This window comes from Planomonospora parontospora (assembly GCA_014647935.1).
GTDB lineage: Bacteria > Actinomycetota > Actinomycetes > Streptosporangiales > Streptosporangiaceae > Planomonospora > Planomonospora parontospora.
The window spans coordinates 30,523-51,175 of record BMQD01000030.1 but is presented as its reverse complement, the minus strand read 5'-3'; the positions used below and the strand labels follow the sequence as shown (position 1 = coordinate 51,175).

General features: G+C 73.2%; 22 protein-coding genes. 9 read left to right on the top strand and 13 right to left on the bottom strand.

What is annotated here, in order from left to right:
* Positions 1-291: 291 nt before the first annotated feature.
* Positions 292-1,287 carry an ArsR/SmtB family transcription factor gene (locus IEZ07_RS30955; RefSeq protein ID WP_191898039.1) on the bottom strand — a complete coding sequence of 332 codons (996 nt, stop codon included), beginning with the start codon at positions 1,285-1,287 and terminating at the stop codon, positions 292-294.
* A 65-nt stretch (positions 1,288-1,352) separates the two neighbouring features.
* On the opposite strand from IEZ07_RS30955, the gene IEZ07_RS30950 reads away from it, so the two are divergent.
* The gene (locus IEZ07_RS30950; RefSeq protein ID WP_191898038.1) at positions 1,353-2,612 is read left to right on the top strand and encodes an MFS transporter; all 1,260 of its coding nucleotides are present in this window, start codon (positions 1,353-1,355) and stop codon (positions 2,610-2,612) included.
* A gap of 53 nt (positions 2,613-2,665) precedes the next feature.
* Positions 2,666-3,532 carry a hypothetical protein gene (locus IEZ07_RS30945; RefSeq protein ID WP_191898036.1) on the top strand — a complete coding sequence of 289 codons (867 nt, stop codon included), beginning with the start codon at positions 2,666-2,668 and terminating at the stop codon, positions 3,530-3,532.
* Positions 3,533-3,622: 90 nt separating this feature from the next.
* On the opposite strand, the gene IEZ07_RS30940 is transcribed toward IEZ07_RS30945, so the two are convergent.
* Positions 3,623-5,248, bottom strand: coding sequence for a RecQ family ATP-dependent DNA helicase (locus IEZ07_RS30940; protein WP_191898035.1), 1,626 nt, complete (start codon positions 5,246-5,248; stop codon positions 3,623-3,625).
* Between the two features lie 116 nt (positions 5,249-5,364).
* Here IEZ07_RS30940 and IEZ07_RS30935 point away from each other — a divergent pair, with 116 nt between their 5' ends.
* On the top strand, positions 5,365-6,444 hold the full coding sequence (locus IEZ07_RS30935; protein WP_239320560.1) for an FUSC family protein: 1,080 nt from the start codon (positions 5,365-5,367) through the stop codon (positions 6,442-6,444).
* Between the two features lie 159 nt (positions 6,445-6,603).
* Here the strand turns inward: IEZ07_RS30935 and IEZ07_RS30930 are convergent, their stop codons facing one another.
* A complete protein-coding gene (locus IEZ07_RS30930; RefSeq protein ID WP_191898034.1) occupies positions 6,604-7,650 on the bottom strand; it encodes a hypothetical protein in 1,047 nt (348 codons plus the stop codon).
* A gap of 225 nt (positions 7,651-7,875) precedes the next feature.
* Between IEZ07_RS30930 and IEZ07_RS30925 the strand changes: the two genes are divergently transcribed.
* Entirely contained in the window at positions 7,876-9,042 is a 1,167-nt protein-coding gene (locus tag IEZ07_RS30925) for a carboxylate-amine ligase (RefSeq protein ID WP_204054588.1), read from the top strand.
* 93 nt (positions 9,043-9,135) lie between these two features.
* On the opposite strand, the gene IEZ07_RS30920 is transcribed toward IEZ07_RS30925, so the two are convergent.
* The 8 genes from IEZ07_RS30920 to IEZ07_RS30885 form a co-directional block, all read right to left on the bottom strand.
* On the bottom strand, positions 9,136-9,546 hold the full coding sequence (locus IEZ07_RS30920; RefSeq protein WP_191898032.1) for an STAS domain-containing protein: 411 nt from the start codon (positions 9,544-9,546) through the stop codon (positions 9,136-9,138).
* A gap of 262 nt (positions 9,547-9,808) precedes the next feature.
* Positions 9,809-10,180 (bottom strand): MerR family transcriptional regulator, encoded by a 372-nt coding sequence (locus IEZ07_RS30915; RefSeq protein ID WP_195826256.1) that lies wholly within the window; start codon positions 10,178-10,180, stop codon positions 9,809-9,811.
* Between the two features lie 26 nt (positions 10,181-10,206).
* A complete protein-coding gene (locus tag IEZ07_RS30910; protein WP_191898030.1) occupies positions 10,207-10,959 on the bottom strand; it encodes an SDR family NAD(P)-dependent oxidoreductase in 753 nt (250 codons plus the stop codon).
* A gap of 74 nt (positions 10,960-11,033) precedes the next feature.
* Positions 11,034-11,870 carry an NAD(P)H-binding protein gene (locus IEZ07_RS30905; RefSeq protein ID WP_191898029.1) on the bottom strand — a complete coding sequence of 279 codons (837 nt, stop codon included), beginning with the start codon at positions 11,868-11,870 and terminating at the stop codon, positions 11,034-11,036.
* Complete coding sequence (locus tag IEZ07_RS30900; RefSeq protein ID WP_191898028.1) at positions 11,867-12,745, bottom strand: alpha/beta hydrolase; 879 nt, start codon at positions 12,743-12,745, stop codon at positions 11,867-11,869. The genes IEZ07_RS30905 and IEZ07_RS30900 overlap by 4 nt, the downstream gene beginning before the upstream one ends.
* Positions 12,742-13,203, bottom strand: coding sequence for a nuclear transport factor 2 family protein (locus tag IEZ07_RS30895; protein ID WP_191898027.1), 462 nt, complete (start codon positions 13,201-13,203; stop codon positions 12,742-12,744). Before IEZ07_RS30895 ends, IEZ07_RS30900 begins: the two co-directional genes overlap by 4 nt.
* Complete coding sequence (locus tag IEZ07_RS30890; RefSeq protein WP_191898026.1) at positions 13,200-13,604, bottom strand: nuclear transport factor 2 family protein; 405 nt, start codon at positions 13,602-13,604, stop codon at positions 13,200-13,202. Before IEZ07_RS30890 ends, IEZ07_RS30895 begins: the two co-directional genes overlap by 4 nt.
* 81 nt (positions 13,605-13,685) lie before the next feature.
* A complete protein-coding gene (locus IEZ07_RS30885; protein WP_191898025.1) occupies positions 13,686-14,615 on the bottom strand; it encodes a response regulator transcription factor in 930 nt (309 codons plus the stop codon).
* A 303-nt stretch (positions 14,616-14,918) separates the two neighbouring features.
* Between IEZ07_RS30885 and IEZ07_RS30880 the strand changes: the two genes are divergently transcribed.
* Entirely contained in the window at positions 14,919-15,812 is an 894-nt protein-coding gene (locus IEZ07_RS30880; protein ID WP_191898024.1) for a LysR family transcriptional regulator, read from the top strand.
* An 18-nt stretch (positions 15,813-15,830) separates the two neighbouring features.
* On the opposite strand, the gene IEZ07_RS30875 is transcribed toward IEZ07_RS30880, so the two are convergent.
* Complete coding sequence (locus IEZ07_RS30875; RefSeq protein ID WP_191898023.1) at positions 15,831-16,721, bottom strand: LysR family transcriptional regulator; 891 nt, start codon at positions 16,719-16,721, stop codon at positions 15,831-15,833.
* Positions 16,722-16,838: 117 nt separating this feature from the next.
* Here IEZ07_RS30875 and IEZ07_RS30870 point away from each other — a divergent pair, with 117 nt between their 5' ends.
* The 4 genes from IEZ07_RS30870 to IEZ07_RS30855 all read left to right on the top strand — a co-directional run bounded on the left by IEZ07_RS30870 (position 16,839) and on the right by IEZ07_RS30855 (position 19,658).
* On the top strand, positions 16,839-17,384 hold the full coding sequence (locus tag IEZ07_RS30870) for a dihydrofolate reductase family protein (RefSeq protein ID WP_191898022.1): 546 nt from the start codon (positions 16,839-16,841) through the stop codon (positions 17,382-17,384).
* 23 nt (positions 17,385-17,407) lie between these two features.
* Positions 17,408-18,280, top strand: a complete 873-nt coding sequence (locus IEZ07_RS30865) for an alpha/beta fold hydrolase (protein ID WP_191898021.1) — start codon at positions 17,408-17,410, stop codon at positions 18,278-18,280.
* Between the two features lie 154 nt (positions 18,281-18,434).
* The gene (locus IEZ07_RS30860; protein ID WP_191898020.1) at positions 18,435-18,839 is read left to right on the top strand and encodes a ribosomal maturation YjgA family protein; all 405 of its coding nucleotides are present in this window, start codon (positions 18,435-18,437) and stop codon (positions 18,837-18,839) included.
* Positions 18,840-18,848: 9 nt separating this feature from the next.
* Positions 18,849-19,658, top strand: coding sequence for an Fpg/Nei family DNA glycosylase (locus tag IEZ07_RS30855; protein ID WP_191898019.1), 810 nt, complete (start codon positions 18,849-18,851; stop codon positions 19,656-19,658).
* A 111-nt stretch (positions 19,659-19,769) separates the two neighbouring features.
* Here the strand turns inward: IEZ07_RS30855 and IEZ07_RS30850 are convergent, their stop codons facing one another.
* A complete protein-coding gene (locus IEZ07_RS30850; protein ID WP_191898018.1) occupies positions 19,770-20,636 on the bottom strand; it encodes a dihydrodipicolinate synthase family protein in 867 nt (288 codons plus the stop codon).
* Positions 20,637-20,653 lie beyond the last annotated feature (17 nt).

The following is a 20,653-nucleotide window of genomic DNA, read 5'->3' as shown; positions in this document are numbered from 1 at the left end:
GCGGGAGAGCGCTTCCCTGACACGGAAGAGGTCACAGGTTCAATCCCTGTATCGTCCACCACGCTCCACGACCGGGTTCTTCCCGGTCGAACGGGAGGTCAAGCCCCAGCTCACGGCCTCAGCCGAGAGCCTGGGGCTTTTTGTCGTCCCTGATGGCTTCGGGCCGCTGTCAGCACCGGCGCCGACGTCGTGCCCCCCTCGAAGCGAGGTTCGTCAGCGGTTTCCTTCCCATCATCCGATCCGGGCCGTTGAGACACGGCGTCCCGGCCGGTCCCGCATCCGGACGCCCGCTCAGCCACCGGGAGGCGTCCCGCACAAGGACGCCCCCAGCGCGGTCGTCATGTACAGGACGTTGCGCCCGCAGCGCTCGCGCGCGACGAGCCCGCTCTCGCGCAGCACTCCGAGGTGCTGCGAGACCGCGCTGGGTGTGACACCGAGCGCACGAGCCAGCTCCGTCGTCGTCGCGGGCGACCGGAGCGTCTCAAGCAGTTCGGCCCGCACCCGGCCGAGCAACCGGACCGTGCTCCCCGCGGACGGCCGCGTCCCCGCCGTCCACAGCGCTCCGACGCCCCGCGCCGGATAGCGCACCGTGGTCTGCGTGGACGTGCTCTGTTTGACCAGCACGTACGGCGAGCCGAGAACGACCGGGATGAGGACCAGCCCGCCCGGACCGCGATTCACCACGCGCTCGGCGCGCCAGCGCTCTCCTCCCAGCATCAGCCGGCCATCGCACCACTGCAGATCCGGATGCAGGTCGGCGAACAGCCTCTCGGCACCGCCTGCGGCCAGCCGCCTGGCACGGTGGCCGACGTCCGCATCGAGCACGGCCCGGATCCGGGGCCAGTGCGGCGCGACGAGCCGCTCGTGCGCCGCGCGCAGCTCCGCGGCGATCGTCCGCAGACCAGCCGCCGGCCGGGCGGCGAGCGTGGCGGCCACATCGGGGAGCCGTTCACCGAAGACGCGCCGGAGGCTGGCCCGCACCTGGCGGGCCGTCGTTCTCCGCAGCACGGCCAGCTCATCGTCGATGGACGACCCCGCGCCGGACGGGGCGGGGACGAGGAACTCCGGCCAGCTCGGCCGGTCGCTGACGAGCAGCGGCCATGTGTGCGACAGGTCGAGGGGCCGACGGGCGAGCTCGTCGGCCGCCCAGCGCAGCCACCGCAGGTTGACCGGGTTGCGGTCGCGGCCGCTCAACTGCTGCAGGCCCGCCACCGTCTCCGACAGCGGCGAGACGGAAAACCTCGTCGTCGCCAGCTCGGCCACGCCGAGATGGATCGTCAAAGCCATCGATCGATTATGTAGCCGGAGCCTAAATGCTGTCGTGGCGGCATCCGGGATCGCAGGATCCCGGCATGAGGTCGGACATGCCGGGGATCGAGGCCGAGCCGCGTCTACCCGCGGCCTTCTGGCGGCTGTGGTGGGCCACGGGCGTCACCGCGGTCGGCGACGGGGTGTTCGCCGCGGCGATCGCGCTGCTGACCGTCACGATCACGCGCGACCCACGGCTGGTGTCGGCCGTCTCCGCGGCGGCCTACCTGCCGTGGCTGCTGCTGTCCCTGCCTGTCGGCGTGTTCGTCGACCGCTGCGACCGGGTCGGCCTCCTGCGGCCCTCCCAGGCGATCCAGGCAGTGATCGTCACCGTCCTCGCGGTCCTCGCCGCGTCCGGTCGCCTCGGCATTGAGGTGCTCGCGGCCCTGGCCTTCGGGCTGGGCGCCTGCACGGTCGTCTCCGCCAACGCGGCTCAGGCGATCGTGCCGGACCTCGCCGCAGGACCTCTGCTGCACACGGCGAACGGCCACCAGCAGACGATCACGACCATCGGCCGGGAGTTCGCCGGCCCGATGATCGGCAGTCTGCTGTTCGCGGTCGCCGCAGCACTGCCGTTCGGCGTAGATGCCGTCCTCCTCACCCTGTCCGCCGTCCTGCTCGCGGCCCTCCCGCGGCGCGGACCCCGGCGCGTTCGGCACCCGCCGATGCGCACGGCCGTCGCCGACGGCTTGAGATGGCTGGCCCGTCACCGATTGCTGCGCACTCTGGCGCTCCTGCTCGGCGCCAACACCTTCTGCGCCCACCTGGCCAGCGCGACCCTCGTTCTGCTGGCCACCCAGGTCCTGCACCTCGGCACGCGCGGCTACGGACTGCTGCTGGCCGGGGCGGCGACGGGCAGCCTGCTCGGCGGCCTGACCGGCGCGCGCCTCATCACCCGCTTCGGCGCGATTCCCGTACTGCTCGCCGCGCTCACCGCGAACGTCATCGTCTTCGTCGGGATCGGGCTGAGCCCGAACGCGACCGCGCTCGGAGTCCTGCTGGCCGGCAACGGCTTCATCGTCACCCTCTGGAACATCGTGACCCTCGGTCTCCGCCAGCAGACCGTGCCGTCCGGGATGCTCGGCCGGGTCAACAGCGCCTACAGGATGATCGGCTGGGGGCTGATCCCGCTCGGGGCGCTGGCCGGCGGACTGGTGGCGCACGCGTTCGGCCTGCGCGTCCCCTACCTCGCCGCCGGCGTGCTGAGAGGGATCGCTCTGCTGGTGGCGCTGCCCGTCCTGATCCGCTCCTTCCGGACCTGCGCCACAGCACCATCGGACGGCACCACTCGACACCGAGAGTAAAGTAATGATTACTTTTTGAAGGGAGAATCGTGTCCCCCGGCCATGAGCATGAAATGCCCCTGGAGATGACCAGACGCCGCCCCGCCTTCGCCCTGGAGCTCCTCGCTCTGGGGCTGAAAGCCCATCCGGACGGATACCACGACGCCCGCCTCGAGTCGGTGGAGCTGAACGAGCGGCTGCCCGCCGAGTACATGGCCGACTCGGTCATCTCGGTCGAAGGCCCCGGCGGCGGCCGGCGTTTCGTGATCGTGGAGGTCCAGCGGGCGTGGGACGACCGGAAGGTCTGGTCCTGGGCGGCCTACGTCGGCGGCCTGATGGGGCGGCACCGGTGCGCGGTGCTCCTCGTCGTGGTCTGCCTCAACAAGGCCGTCGCCGCCCGCTACGACCGGCCGATCATGCCGACCGACTCGTGCATGCTGCTCTGTCCGGTCGTCGTCGGCCCCGACCAGCTCCCGCTTCCCCGCACCACCGAGGACGTGCTGGCCTCCCCCGAACTCGCCGTGCTGTGCGCGATCGCGCACAGCGACGACTTCGACGTCGTGTCCACGGTGGGGACCGCCATGGCCGAGATCGAGGACGAGCGGGGTCCTGTTTATTACGATTACCTTTATGGACATCTCGCGGAGCCGGTCCGCGCACGGCTGGAGGAGATCATGAGCACCGTCACCCCGGAGACCGAGAGCGGCATCGAGCGGCTCATGCGACGGCGGGAGGCCATCGCGGAGGCACGCACGAAGGCGCGCACGGAGGTGCACACGAAAGCGGAGATGCTGGTCCTCGTCCTGGAGACCCGCGGGCTCACGCCGAGTCCTTCCCAGCGTGAGCGGATCGCCTCCTGCACCGACCCCGAGGCTCTGACCGCCTGGGTGACCCGCGCGGCCACCGCCACCGCCACCGCCGAGGTCTTCGGGGACGACTGAGGCCGTCCGCGCGGCCCCGTCCCCGTCCGTGTCCCGTTCCGCGGGCGCTCCCGCCGGGTCGCGCCCGTCGGCCCCTCCGGCGGCTCCTCCTCAACCGGCCACCAGCAGGTGGTCGCGCTCGACGGCCTCCAGGGAGAGCGTCTTGTAGCCGACCTCCTCGAACAAGACGGTGACCCGGTCGTTCTCCCGGCTCATCACCGTTCCCGGGCCCCAGGCGCTGTGCCGTACCCGGGCGTGCATCGCGAAAGGACCGTCGTCGACCTCGGGTGCCTCGGCGACGCCCGCCCGGCAGGTGTCGCAGTTCCCGCAGGCCCGCTCGTACGGCTCGCCGAAGTACTCCAGCAGGAACCGGCGGCGGCACCCGGTGGTCTCGGCGTAGGCGCGCATCATGTCGATGCGCGAGTCGTCGATGCGGCGGCGGGTCTCCTCCAGTTCCACCGCCGTCTCCACGGCGCTCTCCGGGCCGGGCCCGCCGGAGACCGCGCGCAGGTCGCCCTCGGCGGTGACCTCGACGGCGCCCGCGCGTTCCAGCAGGTTCACCGCCCGGGTCAGGCGGGTGGCGCTGACGTCGAGCACCTCGCGCAGCTCGCGGGCGGGCACGGTGCCGCCGTGCTCGCAGATCAGCGTCGCGGCCCGCAGCAGCAGCTCCTCGTCGGCCCTGCCTCCGGCGAAGAACCGGCGCAGTCCCAGGTCCTCCGGCCGGTAGAACAACACGGCGGCGGCGGGGTCCCCGTCCCGTCCGGCCCGGCCGATCTCCTGGTAGTAGGAGTCGGGCGACTCCGGCGGGGCCGCGTGCAGCACGAACCGCACGTCGGGCTTGTCGATGCCCATGCCGAACGCCGAGGTCGCCACGACGGCGTCGAGCTCGTCGTCGCGGAACATCTCGTGGACCCGGTGCCGGTCGGCCGCCTTCAGGCCCGCGTGGTACGGCTCGACCCTGCGGCCGGACTCCCGGAGCGCCTCGGCGTACTCCTCGGCGGCGCGGCGGGTGGCGACGTAGACCAGGCCGAGGCCGGTGCGGGAGGCGGCGTCCTCCACGAGCGCCCGCCGCAGGTCCTCGTCGGTGACGAAGCGGCGGACCTCCAGGTCGAGGTTGGGCCGGTCGAACCCGCGCACGACGTGGAGCACGTCCCGCAGGCCCAGCGACGCCGTGATCTCCTCGCGGACCGCCGGGGTGGCCGTGGCGGTCAGCGCCACCACGGGCGGGTGGCCGAGCCGTTCGACGACCTGTCCGAGCCGCAGGTAGTCGGGGCGGAAGTCGTGGCCCCAGGCGGAGACGCAGTGCGCCTCGTCGATGGCGATCAGCGAGGGCTTGGCGGCGCGCAGCCGGTCCACGGTCTCCGGTTTCGCGAGCTGCTCGGGTGAGAGGAAGACGAATTCGGTACGGCCCGCCCGCACGGCCTCCAGGGAGGCCTCGCCGCCGGACTGCGCGGAGTTGACCGCGACGGCCCCGCCGGCGTCGGCCTCGGCCAGGCCCGCGACCTGGTCGCGCTGGAGGGCGATCAGCGGCGAGACGACCACCGTGGGCCCGTCGAGCAGCAGCGCGGGCACCTGGTAGACGGCCGACTTCCCGCTGCCGGTCGGCATGACCACGAGGGCGTCGCCGCCGTCCAGCAGGTGGCGCATGGCCTCGAGCTGCCCGTCGCGCAGGTCCTCCCAGCCGAAGACCTCGCGCGCGACCTCGCGCAGCCGTCCCGTCCCGGACCCGTTTCCCACGTCCGTCCCCCTCCGTCGTCCGTTCCGACCCGCCGTCGGCTACCCGCGGATCGGTGAGGTACTCGTCGGCGGGTGTGGCAGCATCTGCGGAAGGGTGCACGTCAGGAGGAGGTTCCGTGGAGGTCGATGTGCGGGGCCGGCTGCGGCGGCTGGCCTTCATGGGGCCTTCCATCGTCCAGACCTCCGTGGCGGCCGGGCTCGCGTGGGTCGTGGCCACGGACCTGTTCGGCCACGAACGCCCTTTCTTCGCGCCGATCGCCGTGGTGGTCTGCATCGGCGTCGCCGTCGGCCAGCGGCTGCGGCGGGTGGCCGAGCTGGTCGCCGGGGTGAGCCTGGGGGTGGGCGTCGGCGACCTGCTGATCTTCAAGATCGGTTCCGGGCCCTGGCAGATCGCCCTCGTGGTGGCCCTGGCGATGGGCACCGCGGTGTTCCTGGACAGCGGCACGCTGATCGTGCTGCAGGCGGGGTCGTCGGCGGTCCTGGTCGCCACCCTGCTGCCGCCCAGCGGCACCGGAGGGCTGGACCGCATGGTCGACGCGCTGATCGGCGGGGTGCTGGGCATCGCCGCCGTCGCCCTGCTGCCCGCCAGCCCGGCCGCCATCGTGCACCGGCACGCCGAGGCCGTCCTGGAGGCTCTGGCCGCCGCGCTCGACGGTACGGCGGAGGCCGTGGAGCGGGCCGATCCGGAGCGCGCCGCGGCCGTGCTGGCGGAGGCCAGGGAGACCCAGGCCGAGGTGGAGGCGTTCGGCCAGGCGCTGGAGACGGGGCGGGAGATCACCGCCATCGCGCCGCTGCGCCGCCGGCGGCGTCAGCGCTTCCTCAGGTACGAGACGGCCTGGACGCCGGTCGACCACGCGCTGCGGAACATGCGGGTGCTGTCGCGGCGGGCCGTCGTCGCCCTGAGCCAGGCGGAGTCACCGCCCGCCGCGCTCCCGGCGGCCCTGCGGGAGCTCGCCGGGGCCGTGCTCCTGTTCCGTGACGAGCTCGCGGCCGGTCGGCCGCCCGACGGGGCCAGGGCCGCCGTGATGGGGGCGGCGGCCCGGCTGGCCGAGATGCCCCCCGGCCGGTCGGGGCTGTCCACCGACGCCATGACCGCCCAGCTGCGGTCCGTCGTCGTCGATCTGCTGGAGGCCACCGGGGCGGACCGGGAGGCCGCCGTCGCCGCCCTGCCGCCGCTCCCCCCGCCGCCCGGTTGAGTCGACGAGAACGGTCGCGCGGGCAGGCAGGTGGATTGACGAGAACGGCCGGGCAGGCGGGCAGGCGATGGTGTGACGCGGCGGCCGGCCGGAAGGGCCGTGACCGCATCTGGCCCGTTCCCCGGATCAGGGCAGGCCGTTGGTCCGCCGTTCCCCGGATCAGGGCAGGCCGTTGGTCCGCCTGAAGTCCTCCCACACCTGTACGCAGTAGGTGTGGCGCCAGTCGCCGCGGGGCAGGCGCCTGCAGACGTAGGCGCTGCTGAAGCGCTGGTCGAGGGCGTCGGCGCCGTGGGGCCCGCCGCCTCCCGTCCCGAATCCCGCACCTCCCCCCGCACCGTCTCCGCGGGATGCGGGCCCGTCGCCCGGCACGCCCTCCCCGGAGGAGGGCGGCCTTCCACCGGACGGCCCCGTCCCCCCCGGCGGTCGTCCGTCGGCGGACGGCCTCGTCCCGGCGGGGGGCGTCCGGCCGGGCGGTACGGCCGGCTTGATCGCCGCGCCCCCGGGCCCGCGCCCCGCGGCCGCCGTCCCACCGGCCCCGGTGGAGCCGGTGGAGCCGCCCTGCACCGCCCCGTCCCCGCGGACGGCCGTCACCGCGGGCCGCGGGCGTTCCACGACGGCGGCACCCGACGGGTCCGCCTCGGGCGCGGCCGTGATCCGGGCCGAGGATCCGGCCTCCGCACCCGGCGGGAGGCCGTCCTCCGCCCCGGGACGGGACCCGTCCACCGACTCCTTCCCGGCCCCGGCGTGCGGGCGGGCCGACGACCTCTCCGAGGGCGCGCCGCGGGAGGTGAGGGAGGGAGCGGGTGCCGGGGCCGCGTTCCAGGGTGCGGTCCCCAGGCCGTCGCCCGCCGGAGGTGCGGCCGGGAGCGGGCTCCCGTGGCCCGGTGCGGCGGACGGCCCGGCCTCGCCCAGCCACACGGAGGACAGGCCGCCGGCTCCTGCCAGGAGGAGGAAGCCCCCGACGAGCACGGGCCCGGAGAGGCCTCCGCGGAAGGTCCGCGGCCGGGCCCGCGTGCCCTTTCCGGGGAAACGCGGGAGCGTGACCGTTCCGTCCTGCCCGCCGGGACCGGGCGGGTCGGAGAATTCGGGCGGGGAGTCGTCGTAGGGCATGCGGCCGCGCCGTACGGACCTGGGGGTGGGGCCGTGCTCACCGTGCATCTCGTCTCCCGTGTCGCAGGTGCTCCGCTCCAGCCTGCCGGAAACCACGGAGAGGATGCGGCCGATTACGGAATGATCGGCCGGAATCGCAGGAAGACGCCGGTCATGCACGGGACGTCGAGAGCGTTATACGGGGTTTTGTCGGATTCACCCAGGGAAGTAGACGTTTCTACCCTTTCATAACTTATGCGAGGAAAGAAAATATATGATTGCGATGTCAGGTTTTTTCGCACCTCCCGCCGGACGCTCCGCCGGGAGCGGGAAGCCGCGGGCGTGAACTCCCTCACCGCCGCACTCTCCTCCGCCGAGCAGGTGCTCACCGTGGGCGTGGAGGAGGAGTTCCTGATCGTCGATCCCGAGACCGGCGCGGTCGCCCCCGTGGCGGACGCCGTCCGCAGGCGGATCGGCGCCCCGCTCGCCGACCGGGTCCACCCCGAGCTCATGAGGTTCCAGATCGAGACCAACAGCCTCGTCCACACCGATCTGGAACGGCTCCGGCACGACCTGGCCGAGCTCCGGACCGCCACGGCCGCCGCGGCCGAGTACGCGGGGGTCCGCCTGGCCGCCTCCGGCACGGCGCTGCTCGGGAACACCGGACCGCCGTCGCTGACCCCCTCTCCCCGCTACCAGCGCATGCACCGGCAGTACGACGGCATCCTGCGGGGGCAGGGGGTCTGCGGCTGCCACGTCCACGTCGGCGTCCCCGACCGCCGCGAGGCCGTCCAGGTCAGCAACCACCTGCGCCCCTGGCTCCCGGTGCTCCAGGCGCTGATGAGCAACTCCCCCATCGCCGACGGGACCGACACCGGGCACGCCAGCTGGCGCATCGTGCAGTGGACCCGCTGGCCGAGCGCCGGGCCGCCGCCGTTCTTCACCTCGCCGGAGCACTACGACGCCCTCGTCGACGCCCTGTACGCCACCGGGGCCATCATGGACCGGGGAATGGTCTACTGGTACATCAGGCCCTCCCACCACCTGCCCACCCTGGAGTTCCGCGGCGCCGACGCGTGCGCGACCGTTGACGAGGCCGTCGCGCTGGCGGGCCTGGTCAGGGCGCTGTGCACCGTCGCCCTCGCCGACGTCAGGAGAGGGCTGCCCGCTCCGGCGGTCGACCAGACGCTGCTCAACGTGGCCTACTGGCGGGCGGCCCACGACGGGCTGGAGGGAAGCGGGTACGACCTGCTCTCCGGCAGGCGGAGACCGGCCTGGAAGCTGGTCGGCGGCCTGCTGCAGCGGGCGCGGCCCGCCCTGGAGCTCAGCGGCGACCTGCCCTTCGTCACGGACGTGCTGAACCGGCTGCGATCCGGCGGCTCGGGCGCGGCCCGCCAGCGCGCCGCCTACCGGCGGCGGCACTGCCTGCGCGACGTGGCGCGGCTGCTGGTCGAGCAGACCCGGCCGCTGCCCGAACCCGCCGCCCCCGTGAGAGCCTCCGCCAGGTAGCGGCGCCCCCGTACGGCAGGCGGGCCCCGGCGCCGGGAGACCGGCGGGAGCCCTCGGCCGCGCGAGCCCCGCACGGCGGCCGGGTCCCGGTCCTCAGCCCACCGGCTCCGCAGTCAGCCCGTCCAGCTCGAACACCTCGGCCAGCTCCATCTGGCGGCACGAGCGCATCAGGCGGGGCGGCAGGCCGGCGAGCCTCAGCCGCCCCGAGACGGTGGCCAGGCGCCAGCGGATGCCCAGGAGCAGCGTCCAGCCGGCGCCGTCGCAGGAGTCGAGCGAGCTCACATCGAGGACGAGGAACCGGTGCCCCTGGTCCACCAGCTCGGTCAGGACCCGCCCCAGCAGGCAGGCGGTCGCCATGGTGAGACCGCCCGCCAGCGTGACGACCGTCTCCTCGGACTCCGAGCCGATCACGAGTTTCAGCTCGGCGACGGGCGCGGCCTCCGGCGGCTTCCCCGTGGGCACCGGGGTGATCTCCGGCACGTTGCGGCTCTCGAGACTCCTCATGGTCGACGCGACCTCCTCGGACGGGGCGGCAGGCCTGGGCTCCGCCGTACTGGCTGAGGGGGTGCCTGACTGTTACCCGGAAACCAGGGCATATCACGCTCAGTAGTTATTCGATTACCTCAACTCGCACCTCCTGGCAGCGCTCGGCGGGGATGAGGAACACGCCACCCGGCGGAGGCACCGGGTGGTGTGGTCACCCGCTACGAAGCCACCGTCATCGTCGCCACCGTCGACGGGTGGCTGCGGCCACACGGAACGAGGATCAGACGACCGGGTGGATCTCGCCTTCGGCCACCCGGCGCAGTGTCGCCGCCAACCGGTCGCGTGCCTCGATCTGGACGGCGATGCGCTCGTCGAGGACGGCAAGGCGATCCAGCGCGATCTGAATGCCCCTGGCCGAGGGCGGCGCGGCCGCCACGTCACCGTCCAGGCACGGCAGGAACGCCCGGACGTCTTCCAGGGTGAGACCGGCGGCCAGCAGACGGCGGATGTTGCGGACCCGCACCACCATGTCCTCGTCGTAGATCCGGTAGCCGTTGGACGCCCGCCTGGAGCTGATCAACCCCTCGTCCTCGTAGTGCCGAAGCGCACGCGCGGTCGTGCCCGTCGCCTGCGCCAGCTCGCCGATACGCACCGCCCTCACCTCCGCCGCCAGTCCTATCACGCGACCACGGCTCCGCCGTCCACCGGGAGCACCGCTCCCGTGACGAACGAGGCCTGCGGCGAGGCGAGTTGCGTGATCGCCCATGCCACCTCCTCAGGGCGACCGATCCGTCCCAGCGGTGTGCGGGCCGTCTGCCACTCCCTGACCTCGGTCATCCGTTCAGGCGACAGCCCTTGGTGCTCACCGATCGGGGTGTCGATCCCGCCGGGTGCCACCGCGACCACCCGGACCCCGCGGGGCGCCAACTCCACCGCCCAGCTGCGGGTGAGCAGTTCCAGGGCGGCCTTCGTCGCCGCGTACACCGAGTTGCCCGGCCAGGCACGCTGCCCGACCGATGTGCTCACGTTCACGATCACGCCGCCGTGGATCTCCAGCGCAGGCAGCGCGGCCTGCGCCAGCAGCGTCGGCGCGACCAGGTTCGTCGCCAGCTGCGTTTCGATCAAGTCCCGGGTCAGCATCCCGAGCGCCGCGCTGCGCACGATGCCCGCGTTGTTGACCAGCACGTCCAATCGGCCGTGTGACTCCATGACGCCGCGCACGATCTCCTCCGCGGCGTCCTCGGCGGTGACGTCGGCGATCATCGGATGGATGCCGTCATAGCCGGTCGCGGTCTCCGCCAGCGGCTCCGCTCTGCGGCCCACCGCCACCACCTGCGCGCCTTCGCCTGCGAACATCCGCGCCGTCGCACGGCCGATGCCCGTGCCGGCTCCGGTGACGATGACCACCATGTCCTGAAATGAGCTGTCCATGCGGGAGATCTTCAGACCATGACGCCAATGACAAGGTCAAGGCGTCCGGCACTTTTCCGGCCGGGCATCGTGTCCTACCCCGCGTCCGCATCCCCTGCGAAGGCCTCGCGATGGGCGAGGGCCCACTGGCGGAAGGTGCGCGGCGGCGTCCCGGTCACCTCCTCCACGGTGGGATGGATCCGGGACTCGTCCAGGGTCCCGTCGCTGTAGAAGCTGAAGAAGGCCCGGATGTACTCCTCCGGCACCCGCCCGGCCATGTCGGCCCTGGCCTCCTCATCCGACAGGGCGCGGAAGCGCAGGTCGCGGCCGAGCACGTCGGCCAGTACGGCCAGCCGCTGCGCCGGCAGCAGCCGTTCGGGCCCGCTGAGCGGGTGGACCCGTCCGTCGTGTCCGGGGTCGAGCAGGGCACGGACGGCCACGGCGGCGATGTCGTAGGGGTCGGTGGAGGCGATCGGCACGTCGCCGAAGGCGTCCGCGACGACGTCGCCCGCACGCAGCTGCGGCAGCCAGCGCAGTGCGTTGGACATGAACGCGTTGGGCCGCAGGAGCGTCCAGGCGAGCCCCGACTCGCGCACCGCCGTCTCCGAGCGGATCATGTACTGCGAGACGGCGTTGCGGGTGTCGGCGGACACCGCGGCCGGGCTGGACAGCAGCACCACCCGTTCCGCCCCCGCCTGCCGCAGCCGGGCGAGCAGGCCGGGCATGTCGCGGTAGCCGGGCAGCAGGAACACCCCGCGTACGCCGTCGAGGGCCGCGGCCAGCGAGCCGGGCCGGTCGAGGTCTCCGACGGCCTGCTCGACCGGCAGGTCGGCGGGGGCGCGCACCAGCGCGCGCACCGGTTCTCCCGCGCGGACGAGGGCCTGGACGACTTCGCCGCCGACGTTTCCGGTGGCTCCGGTGACGAGGATCACCGCAGCGTCCTGCCGAAGTGCGCGGCCACGGTGTCGACCGCCACCGTCACCTGGGGTTCGGTGTCGTAGAAGTCGAACTGGGTGCCCCGGGTCCAGAGGATGTCCCCGGGCCCGGCCAGTCCGGCGTGGAAGCGGCGCGCACCGTCGGGGATGGCGGCGTCCTCGCTGTGCACGAGCAGGGTGGGCTGGGTGATCTGCGGGGCCAGGGCGATGGAGTCGTAGGTGAGCCAGTCCGGCCAGGCCATGACGGCGAACCGGTTGGGCCAGGCGGGGATGCCGCCCCGGGCGGGGTTGAGGTAGAAGTCGATGTCGTACGGCATGGCGGCGTGCGGGTCGGTGGCGCTGACGACCGGCACGTAGTCGATCTCGCCGGTCTCGTCGTAGCGGGAGCGCGCTTCCCTCCCGGTCTTGATCTTCTCAGCCACCGCCTCCGCGCCCCCGTAGGCGCTCTCGCAGATGGCGGCGTCGTGCAGCCACGGCGCCACCAGCGCCAGGGACTTCACCCGGGGGTCGCGAGCGGCGTTGTCGGCCATGTACATCGCCGCGGCGCAGATGCCCAGCGCACCCAGCCGGTCGCCGTCGACCTTCGGGTGCGCGGCCAGGAAGCCGACCGCGTGGTGGATGTCGCGCACCTTGCGTGCGGGGTTCTCCACGTCCCGCGGCTCACCCTCGGACTCACCGAAGCCGGTGAAGTCGAACGACAGGGCGGCGTAACCGCGTTCGGCAAGGCGCTGGGCGTAACGGTCGGCCATCAGCTCCTTGACGCTGGTCCAGGTGCCCGCCACGACCACGCCGGGCGCCCGCTCCACTCCCTCGGGAAGGAACAGGTTGCCGGTCAGGGTCGCGCCCCCGCCGTCGAATGTGATCTTGTTCATGCGTACTCCAGAGTGGCTTTGGTGATCGATCCGCCGGTGATGTCGAAGTGGTAGTGGGCGCGGAAGCCGTCCGAGCCCCCGGGCTGGAAGCGGACCAGCATGGTGACCCCGTCCGCACGGGGGGTGTGCTCCAGCAGCGTGTAGACACCGCCGATGACCTCGTTCTCGGCCCACCGCCGGATCGCGTCCCGGCCGCGGATCTCCCGGCCGACGTCGATGACCAGCGCGTCGGGGGCGAAGGCCGCTGCGAGCGCGGCGGCGTCCCCGGCCGCCACCGCGTCCAGATAGCGTTGCGCCGCCGGGTCCAGCGGCCCGCGCGGGGCGGCCGGGGAGGGCGTGGAGTGGACGGCGTCGTCGGCCGTCGCGTGCAGGAGGCCGCCGCCGCCGCCGGCCGCGGCCGCCACGCCGGCGACGACCAGTACGGCCGCCGCCGCCCCCGCGATGGCGAGCCTCCTCATCGGACGCCGTCGCTCCAGGCCGCGGTCATCACGACGCCGGTGATGCGCCAGCCGGCGCCGGTGGCCACCAGGTCGAAGCGGTAGGTGCCGCCCAGCGTCCACAGGGTGTCGTCGGGTCCGCGGTGGGTGGCCTGGAAGGAGGCGGTGCACACCGCGGTGCCGCCGTCGACGGCGACCAGGTGGTTGCCGAGCAGGTGCTGGGTGGTCTTGTAGGCGCCCAGCGCGTTCCGCCAGCCCTCGATGATCTGTGCCGGGGCGAGGACGGCGGGCTCGCCGCCGTTGAGGCTGGTGTAGTCGAGGGTCACCTTGTCGGCGAACACCCCGGCCAGCTCGTCCCACTCGCGCTGGTCGGCGTGCCAGGCCATCCGGGTGCAGACGTCGATGACGTCGAATCGATCCATGCGGTCAGCCTGCCGCGCTCCGGCGTCGCGGGGGGAGACGGAGAAGTTGCAGGTCCGGGTGCAGGAAGCTGCACCCGGACCTCACAGCCAGCCGCGTTCCTTCGCCAGCAGGGCGGCCTGGAAGCGGGTGGCGGCGCCCAGGCGGGCCATCAGGTCGGCGACGTGGGCGCGGAACTTGCGGACGGAGACGGCGAGCGAGCGTGCGGCGGCCTCGTCGGTGTCGTGGCGGGTGAGGGCGTGCAGGACCTGCTGCTCGATCGGGGACAGGGACAGATCGTCCAGGTCGCGGGCGCGTTCCCACATGCCGTCGAAGACATCGGAGAGCGTGGCCACCACGCCGGGCTGGCGGATCTGCAGGGCGCCGGCCTTCGGGTCCGCCGGGTCGGCCTGGACGAAGGCGACGGCGCGGTTGACGATGGCCAGGTGCCGGATCGGCTCGGTGGTGACCCGGTGCAGATCGCCCAGGGCGCCCATGCTCCGGGCGTAGGGCTCCTGGGCGGGGTCGTCCAGGGTGCGGACGGAGAAGAGGGTGCGGCTGCGCAGCCCGCGGGCGAGGAAGCCCGTGAAGGCCGGAGTGGCGTGGCCGGTCTCCGCGTAGAACGCGCGGTCCTTCAGGTGGGCGAATTCGCCGGGATCCTCGTTCATCAGAATGTGCATGCGGCGGGTGACCGCCGGCCCGTCCGGCAGGCGTTCCACCAGTTGCACGGGCCGGCCGCTGCGGTGTTCCTCCGACAGTTCGGTGAGCACGTCCCAGGCCAGGCCCAGTTCGGCGAGCTGGCGCTGGGTCTGCGACATGCGCCGCCGTACCAGCAGGTTCACGGCGGCGGCCGGGGGGAGTACGGCCGGCAGGTCATCGACCAGGCCGAGGGCTTCGAGCTCGGCGAGCACCGCGCGGGCATCCGGCATGCACAGGTCGGCGGCGGCGCGCTCCACGTCAGAACGAGGCTCGCGGAGCAGGTAGCGGTAGAGCCGCTCCTGCTGGGTGGTCAGCCCCAGGCTGATCAGGGTCATCGTCACCTTCCAAGGACGCCGTGCCGCACCGATCCCCCGGCCGGTCCCCTATCGGCGCCGCGGGTCACCGGCCTGCGCGCGCCGACCCGCGTCACCGGCTCCGAGCAGCCCTGATCACTTCCGGCATCCTGTGCCGGTGTCGCCGAGCCGTCATCAGCGCCCGGCACCGGAGGCAAGGAGGTCCATTCGCACTGCATCGAACGACTGATCCATGCGTTTCGAGTATCAAGTACGGTTGACACCCGGAACAACGGTGAATTCCGAAAGATCACATTCAGTGGGAGCTAACGGATCAGGTCAGGCGTGGAACTGCGCGACATCGAGATCTTCCTGACCCTGGCCGAAGAACTGCACTTCGGCCGCACCGCCACTCGGCTGCGCCTGTCACCGGCCCGCGTCACCCAGGCGATCCAGAAGCAGGAGCGGCTCATCGGCGCCCCGCTGTTCGAGCGCACCAATCGCCTGGTCCGGCTGACGTCCATCGGCCGTCAGCTCCGCGACGACCTCCGGCCATTGCACGCCGGGCTGCGGGAGAGCGTGCAGCGCGCCCAGCTGACCGGCCGGGGCATCACCGGCACGTTGCGCGTCGGCCTGCTCCCCGCCAACCTCCACGACCTGCGCCCCTACTGGGACGCCTTCCACCTCCGGCACCCGCAGTGGCGGCTGCGCATCCAGCGCGCACGGTTCAGCGACGCCTTCACCGTGCTGCGCCGCGGGGACATCGACGTCCTGATCTGCTGGCTGCCCGTCGAGGAGCCCGACCTCACGGTGGGGCCGGTCCTGTTCGCCGACCCCCGGGTACTGGCCGTTGCCGCCGACCACGAGCTCGCCCGGCGCACGTCGCTCTCGCTGGAGATGGTCGCCGATTTCCAGCATCCCCGCCCCGGAACCGGGCCCGACTACTGGTTCGACGCCTATGTTCCACGCCAGAGCCGCCGCGGCCGCCCGATCGAACGCGGCCCCGTGGTGCACGACACCGAAGAGATCATCACCTACACCAGCCTGGCCGAGACCGTCACCCTCTTCCCCGCCCACATGTCCCGCTACTGGGTACGGCCGGACATCGTCTACCTGCCGGTCCACGACATCGGCCCGCTGCCGTACGCGCCGGTGTGGCGCAGCGAGGCGGAGAACGAACTGATCCGCTCCCTCGCCGATGTCATCCGCGACCTCGGCTCCCTCCCGTCAGGGAGCTGACCCGCGCCGCTTCGGGATTCACCGGGCCGCGTCGGTCGCGGCCCGGACGAACTCGCGGACGCGGCCGCTGGTGTTGGTGGTGAGCCAGATGGGACCCCACTGGATGGGCGGGGCGTCCTGGAGCGGGACGTAGGCGATGTCGGGGCGAGGATAGAAGCGGGCGGCGTGCTCGCCGACGGGGAAGACTCCCTGACCGGCGGCGATGAGGGCGAGGGCCTCACCGAAGCTGGTCGCCCGCGGGCCTTGGGGGACGGGCAGTCCGTCCCCGGTACGCGACGGAGTCCGGTCGGACTGGAATCTCCGCGGGATGTCCACCGGCACCTGGATCACCGGGTGGTCGGCGAGCACCGCCACCGGTACCGCGTCCTTTCCGGCGAAGGCGTGGCCGGCCGGGACGGCCAGCAGGCGCGGCTCGGCCACCAGGACCGGGCCCGAGGTGAGGCCCGGTTGGGCGGCGAACAGGATGTCGGTGATCTGGACGTCGACGTCGCCGTCGAAGAGCCGGGAGACGGTGTCGTGCCACTGCGTCTCGTGGATGTGCACTTCGCAGTCGGGGTGACGGGCGGCGAACACACCGACGGACTTGAGCAGGAGCTGGCCGGCGAGGGCACCGAGGAATCCCACCCGCAGCACGCCGGTGACGCCCCGTCCAGTGTCGACCGCCCGCTGGAACGCGTCCTCGATGCCCTTCACATGCGGCCTCAGGTCGTCGGCCAGCCGGGCGCCGAGCGGCGTGAGCCGGACACGGCGGCTGGTCCGCTCGAACAGCGGCGCGCCGACCAGCCGTTCCACCTTCTTGATCGTCTGGCTGACACGTCCCGGAGTGAGCCGCAGACGCTCGGCCGTACGGCCGAAGTGCAGCTCGTCGGCGAGTGTCAGGAAGATCTGGGTCTCCTGCCGCTCCAGCATCGTGCCCTCCGATCGTTGAGTCCGGCTAACCGCCGCTTCGCTGATCACACGTTGATGCAGGTCAGCCTGGCACGCCATCGTTGGGGACCAGCGACACATGCTAACGAAAGCAGCGAAATGAGAGCGAAACGAAAGATCGTGTCCGGACTGTTCGTCTCTCTGGACGGGGTCGTGGAGGCGCCGGAGACCTGGCACTTCCCGTATCTGAACGAGGAGATGAACGCGGCGGTCGGCGCGATGCACGAGGAGGCCGACACCCTGCTGCTGGGCCGGGTGACCTACGAGACGTTCGCCGCGGTCTGGCCCCACCAGACCGGCGCGCTCGCCGACCGGATCAACGGCCTGCCCAAGATGGTCGTCTCGGCCACCTTGGACGGGGCGGCCTGGGCGAACTCGACGGTGCTGGACGGCGACGTCGTCACCGCGCTGACCGAGGCCAAGAACCGACCGGGCGGGAACATCAACCTGTCCGGCAGCATCACCCTGACCCGCGCCCTGCTGAAGGCCGGGCTCATCGACGAGCTCCGTCTCCTGGTCCACCCGGTCGTGCTCGGCACCGGCCTCCGGCTCTTCCCCGAAGGCGCCGACCGGGTGCCCCTGAAGCTGCTCCGATCCGCCACCTTCGCCACAGGCGTCATGGACCTGACCTACCGGCCGCTCTGAACCCACCACTAACGGAGAAGACCATGAACGACGTCCAGATCAGGACACTCCAGGTTCCGGGAGCGAACCTGCACTACGAGATCAGGGGCGCCGGGCCGCTGCTGCTCATGATCCCGGGCGCGCCCGCCGACGCCGGGGCGCTGGCCGGCCTCGCCGCGGCGCTGTCCACCCGGTACACCGTCATCACCTACGATCAGCGCGGCCTGTCGCGCAGCCCGCTGACCGGGCCCGCCCGCGATCAGGACGTGGCCGTCTTCACCGAGGACGCGCACCGGCTGCTCACCGCGCACGGTGATGGGCCCGCCTACGTACTGGGCAACAGCGGCGGCGCGCTCACCGCCCTGGACCTGGTCGTCCGCCACCCCGAGCAGGTCCGTGCCCTGGTGGCGCACGAGCCGCCGATTCCGGAGATACTGCCCGACCGCGAGCGCTGGCGGGCGGTGTTCCAGAACGTCCAGGACACCTACCACGCCGAAGGGCCCGGCGCCGCGATGCAGAAATTCCTCACCACGATCGAGGGAGAGCCCAGCGGCCCGCCGCAGATGCCCGACTTCTCCCAGATGCCTCCCGAAGCGCTGGAGATGATGGGCCGGATCCAAGGGAACATCGACTTCTTCCTCGCCCACGTCCTGCTGCCCGTCCTGCGCTTCGTGCCGGACCTCTTCGCGTTGCGCTCCTCCGCCACCCGGATCGCCGTCGGAGTCGGCGCGGCTTCGCCCGACGGCGTCCCCTCCCGCTCCGCCCTCGCACTCGCCGAGCACCTCGGCACCGAGCCGATCGAATTCCCCGGCGACCACCAGGGCCTCACCCTCGACCCGACCACCAGCGCCGGGATCGTCCACGACGCCTTCACCCGCCTCACCCGGGATGCGGTCGCCCCCGCGGAGGTGATGTAGGGGTTTCCCCAGCACGACGGGCGTGCCGCCGGTCGGGCCGCGCCGCGCCGCCGGAGACCGCGGTCGGGGCCGTGAGCTGACAGGCGTGCCGCCGGTCGGGCCGCGCCGCCGGGGCCGGAGCGGTCGGGGCCGGGGGGGCCGCTATCGTGGGGCGGTGCCCGACGCCCTCCGCTCCCGCCTGCCCGCCGCGCTGGCGGCCGTGGCGACCGTCGCCGCCGGGCTGACCCTGCGGGCGCTGGCCGACGGCCCGCTCGGCGCGTACGGCGGCGACGCCCTCTACACCGTGCTCATCCACACGATCATCGTGTTCGCCCTGCCGCGCACCGCGCCGCTCCGGGCCGCGGCCGGGGCGCTGGCCTTCAGCTGGGCGGTCGAGTTCGCCCAGCTCACCCCCGTGCCCGCCGCGCTCTCCGAGGCGAGCACGGTGGCCCGGCTGGTGCTCGGCAGCACGTTCGGCGCGGCCGACCTGGCGGCCTACGCCGCCGGGGCCGCCCTGGCCGCGGCCGTCCACGCGCTCCTGCGCCGCAGGCCCGCCCCCGCTCCGCTGACGAGCGGATAACCTTCGCCCATGCCCGAAGGACACACCATCCACCGCCTGGCCGCCGAGCACCGGCGGGTCTTCGCCGGGCGGGCGATCCGCGCGGAGAGCCCGCAGGGCAGGTTCGCCGCCGGGGCGCGGCAGATCGACGGGCGGGTGCTCCGGGAGGCCGACGCGCACGGCAAGCACCTGCTGCTCGGCTTCGACGACGACCGCTGGCTCCACGTGCACCTCGGCATCTACGGCAAGTACGCCTTCGGCCCGGTGCCCGCCCCCGCCCCCGTCGGCGCGGTACGGCTCCGCCTGACCGGCGCGGACGCCCACGCCGACCTGCGCGGCCCGAACACCTGCGAGTTGCTGGACCCCGTCGACGTCAAGGCGCTGCACGCCCGGCTCGGCCCCGACCCGCTGCGCCCCGACGCCGATCCGGACCTCGCCTGGCGGCGGATCTCACGCAGCCGCACGTCCGTCGCGGCGCTGCTGATGGACCAGTCGGTGGTCGCGGGGGTGGGCAACATCTACCGGGCCGAGGTGCTGTTCCGCCAGGGCATCGCCCCGGCCACGCCCGGCCGTGAGCTGACCCGCGAGCGCTGGGAGGCCGTCTGGGCCGACCTGGCGGCACTGATGGCCGAGGGGGTGCGCGCGGGCCGGATCGACACGGTCCGGGAGGAGCACACGCCCGAGGCGATGGGCCGCCCGCCCCGGGTCGACGACCACGGCGGCGAGGTCTACGTCTACCGGCGCTCGGGCATGCCCTGCCTGGTCTGCGGGACCGAGGTCCGCACCGAGTCGCTGGTCGGCCGCAACCTCTTCTACTGCCCGGGCTGCCAACCTGGCTGACCGGCCCCGTCCGGCGCGCCCCGCGCCGATGCCCGGGGCCGGAGGAGAAGCCGGGGTCGCCCCGGCCTCGCTCAGACGGGATCGGCCGGTGGCGGCTCGACGCAGGGCTGCTCAGAGCAGCCGCAGGACCGCCTCGACCGACTCGCGCCGGGCCGGGAGGAGCGGGAGCCGTACCGACGGGGTGGGGATGAGGCCCCGCGCGTGCAGCACGCCCTTGAGCACGGTGGGGTTGGGCTCGGCGAACACGGCCGCCGCCAGGGCGGACAGGCGGTGGCCGAGCGCGCGGGCGCGGGCGGCGTCGCCGGAGCGCCAGGCCTCGGCGAGCGCGGCGAAGTCGGCGGTGCGCAGGTGGGCGGTGGCGACGATGCCGCCGGGGGCGCCCAGGGCGAGCAGCGCGGAGAGGAACGCGTCGTCGCCGGCCAGCACCGCGAAGTCCTCCGGCGGGTCGGCCAGCAGGGCGACGGTGTCGGCGTCGACGCCGCCGACCGCCTGCTTGACCCCCCGCACCGTGGGCAGCGCGCCGATCTCGCGCAGTGCGGCGGCGCCCGCGGCCTGGCCGGTCCGGTGCGGGACGTTGTAGACGATCAGCGGCACCGGGCTGCGCCGGGACAGCTCGGTGAAGTGGGCCAGCACCCCCGCCTCGCCGGGGCGGACGAAGGACGGCACGGCGACCAGCGCGGCGTCCGCCACCCCGCCGAGGTCGCGCAGGGCCTCGGCGGTGCCGCGGGTGCCGCTCGATCCGGCTCCGACCACCAGCGTCGCCCCCCGCTCCCGGCGGACGCGGGCGCACACCTCCACGACCGCCCGCCGCTCCTTCTCCGTGAGCATGGCGGCCTCGGCGGTGGTGCCGAGCGCGACCAGGCCGCTCGCGCCCCCGTCGAGCACGGCGTGCGCGAGGCCCTCCAGCGCCTCGGCGGCGACCTCGCCGTCGGCGGCGAACGGGGTGATCAGCGGGACGAGGACACCGGAGAACGTCATGGTCCGAGCCTGGCAGC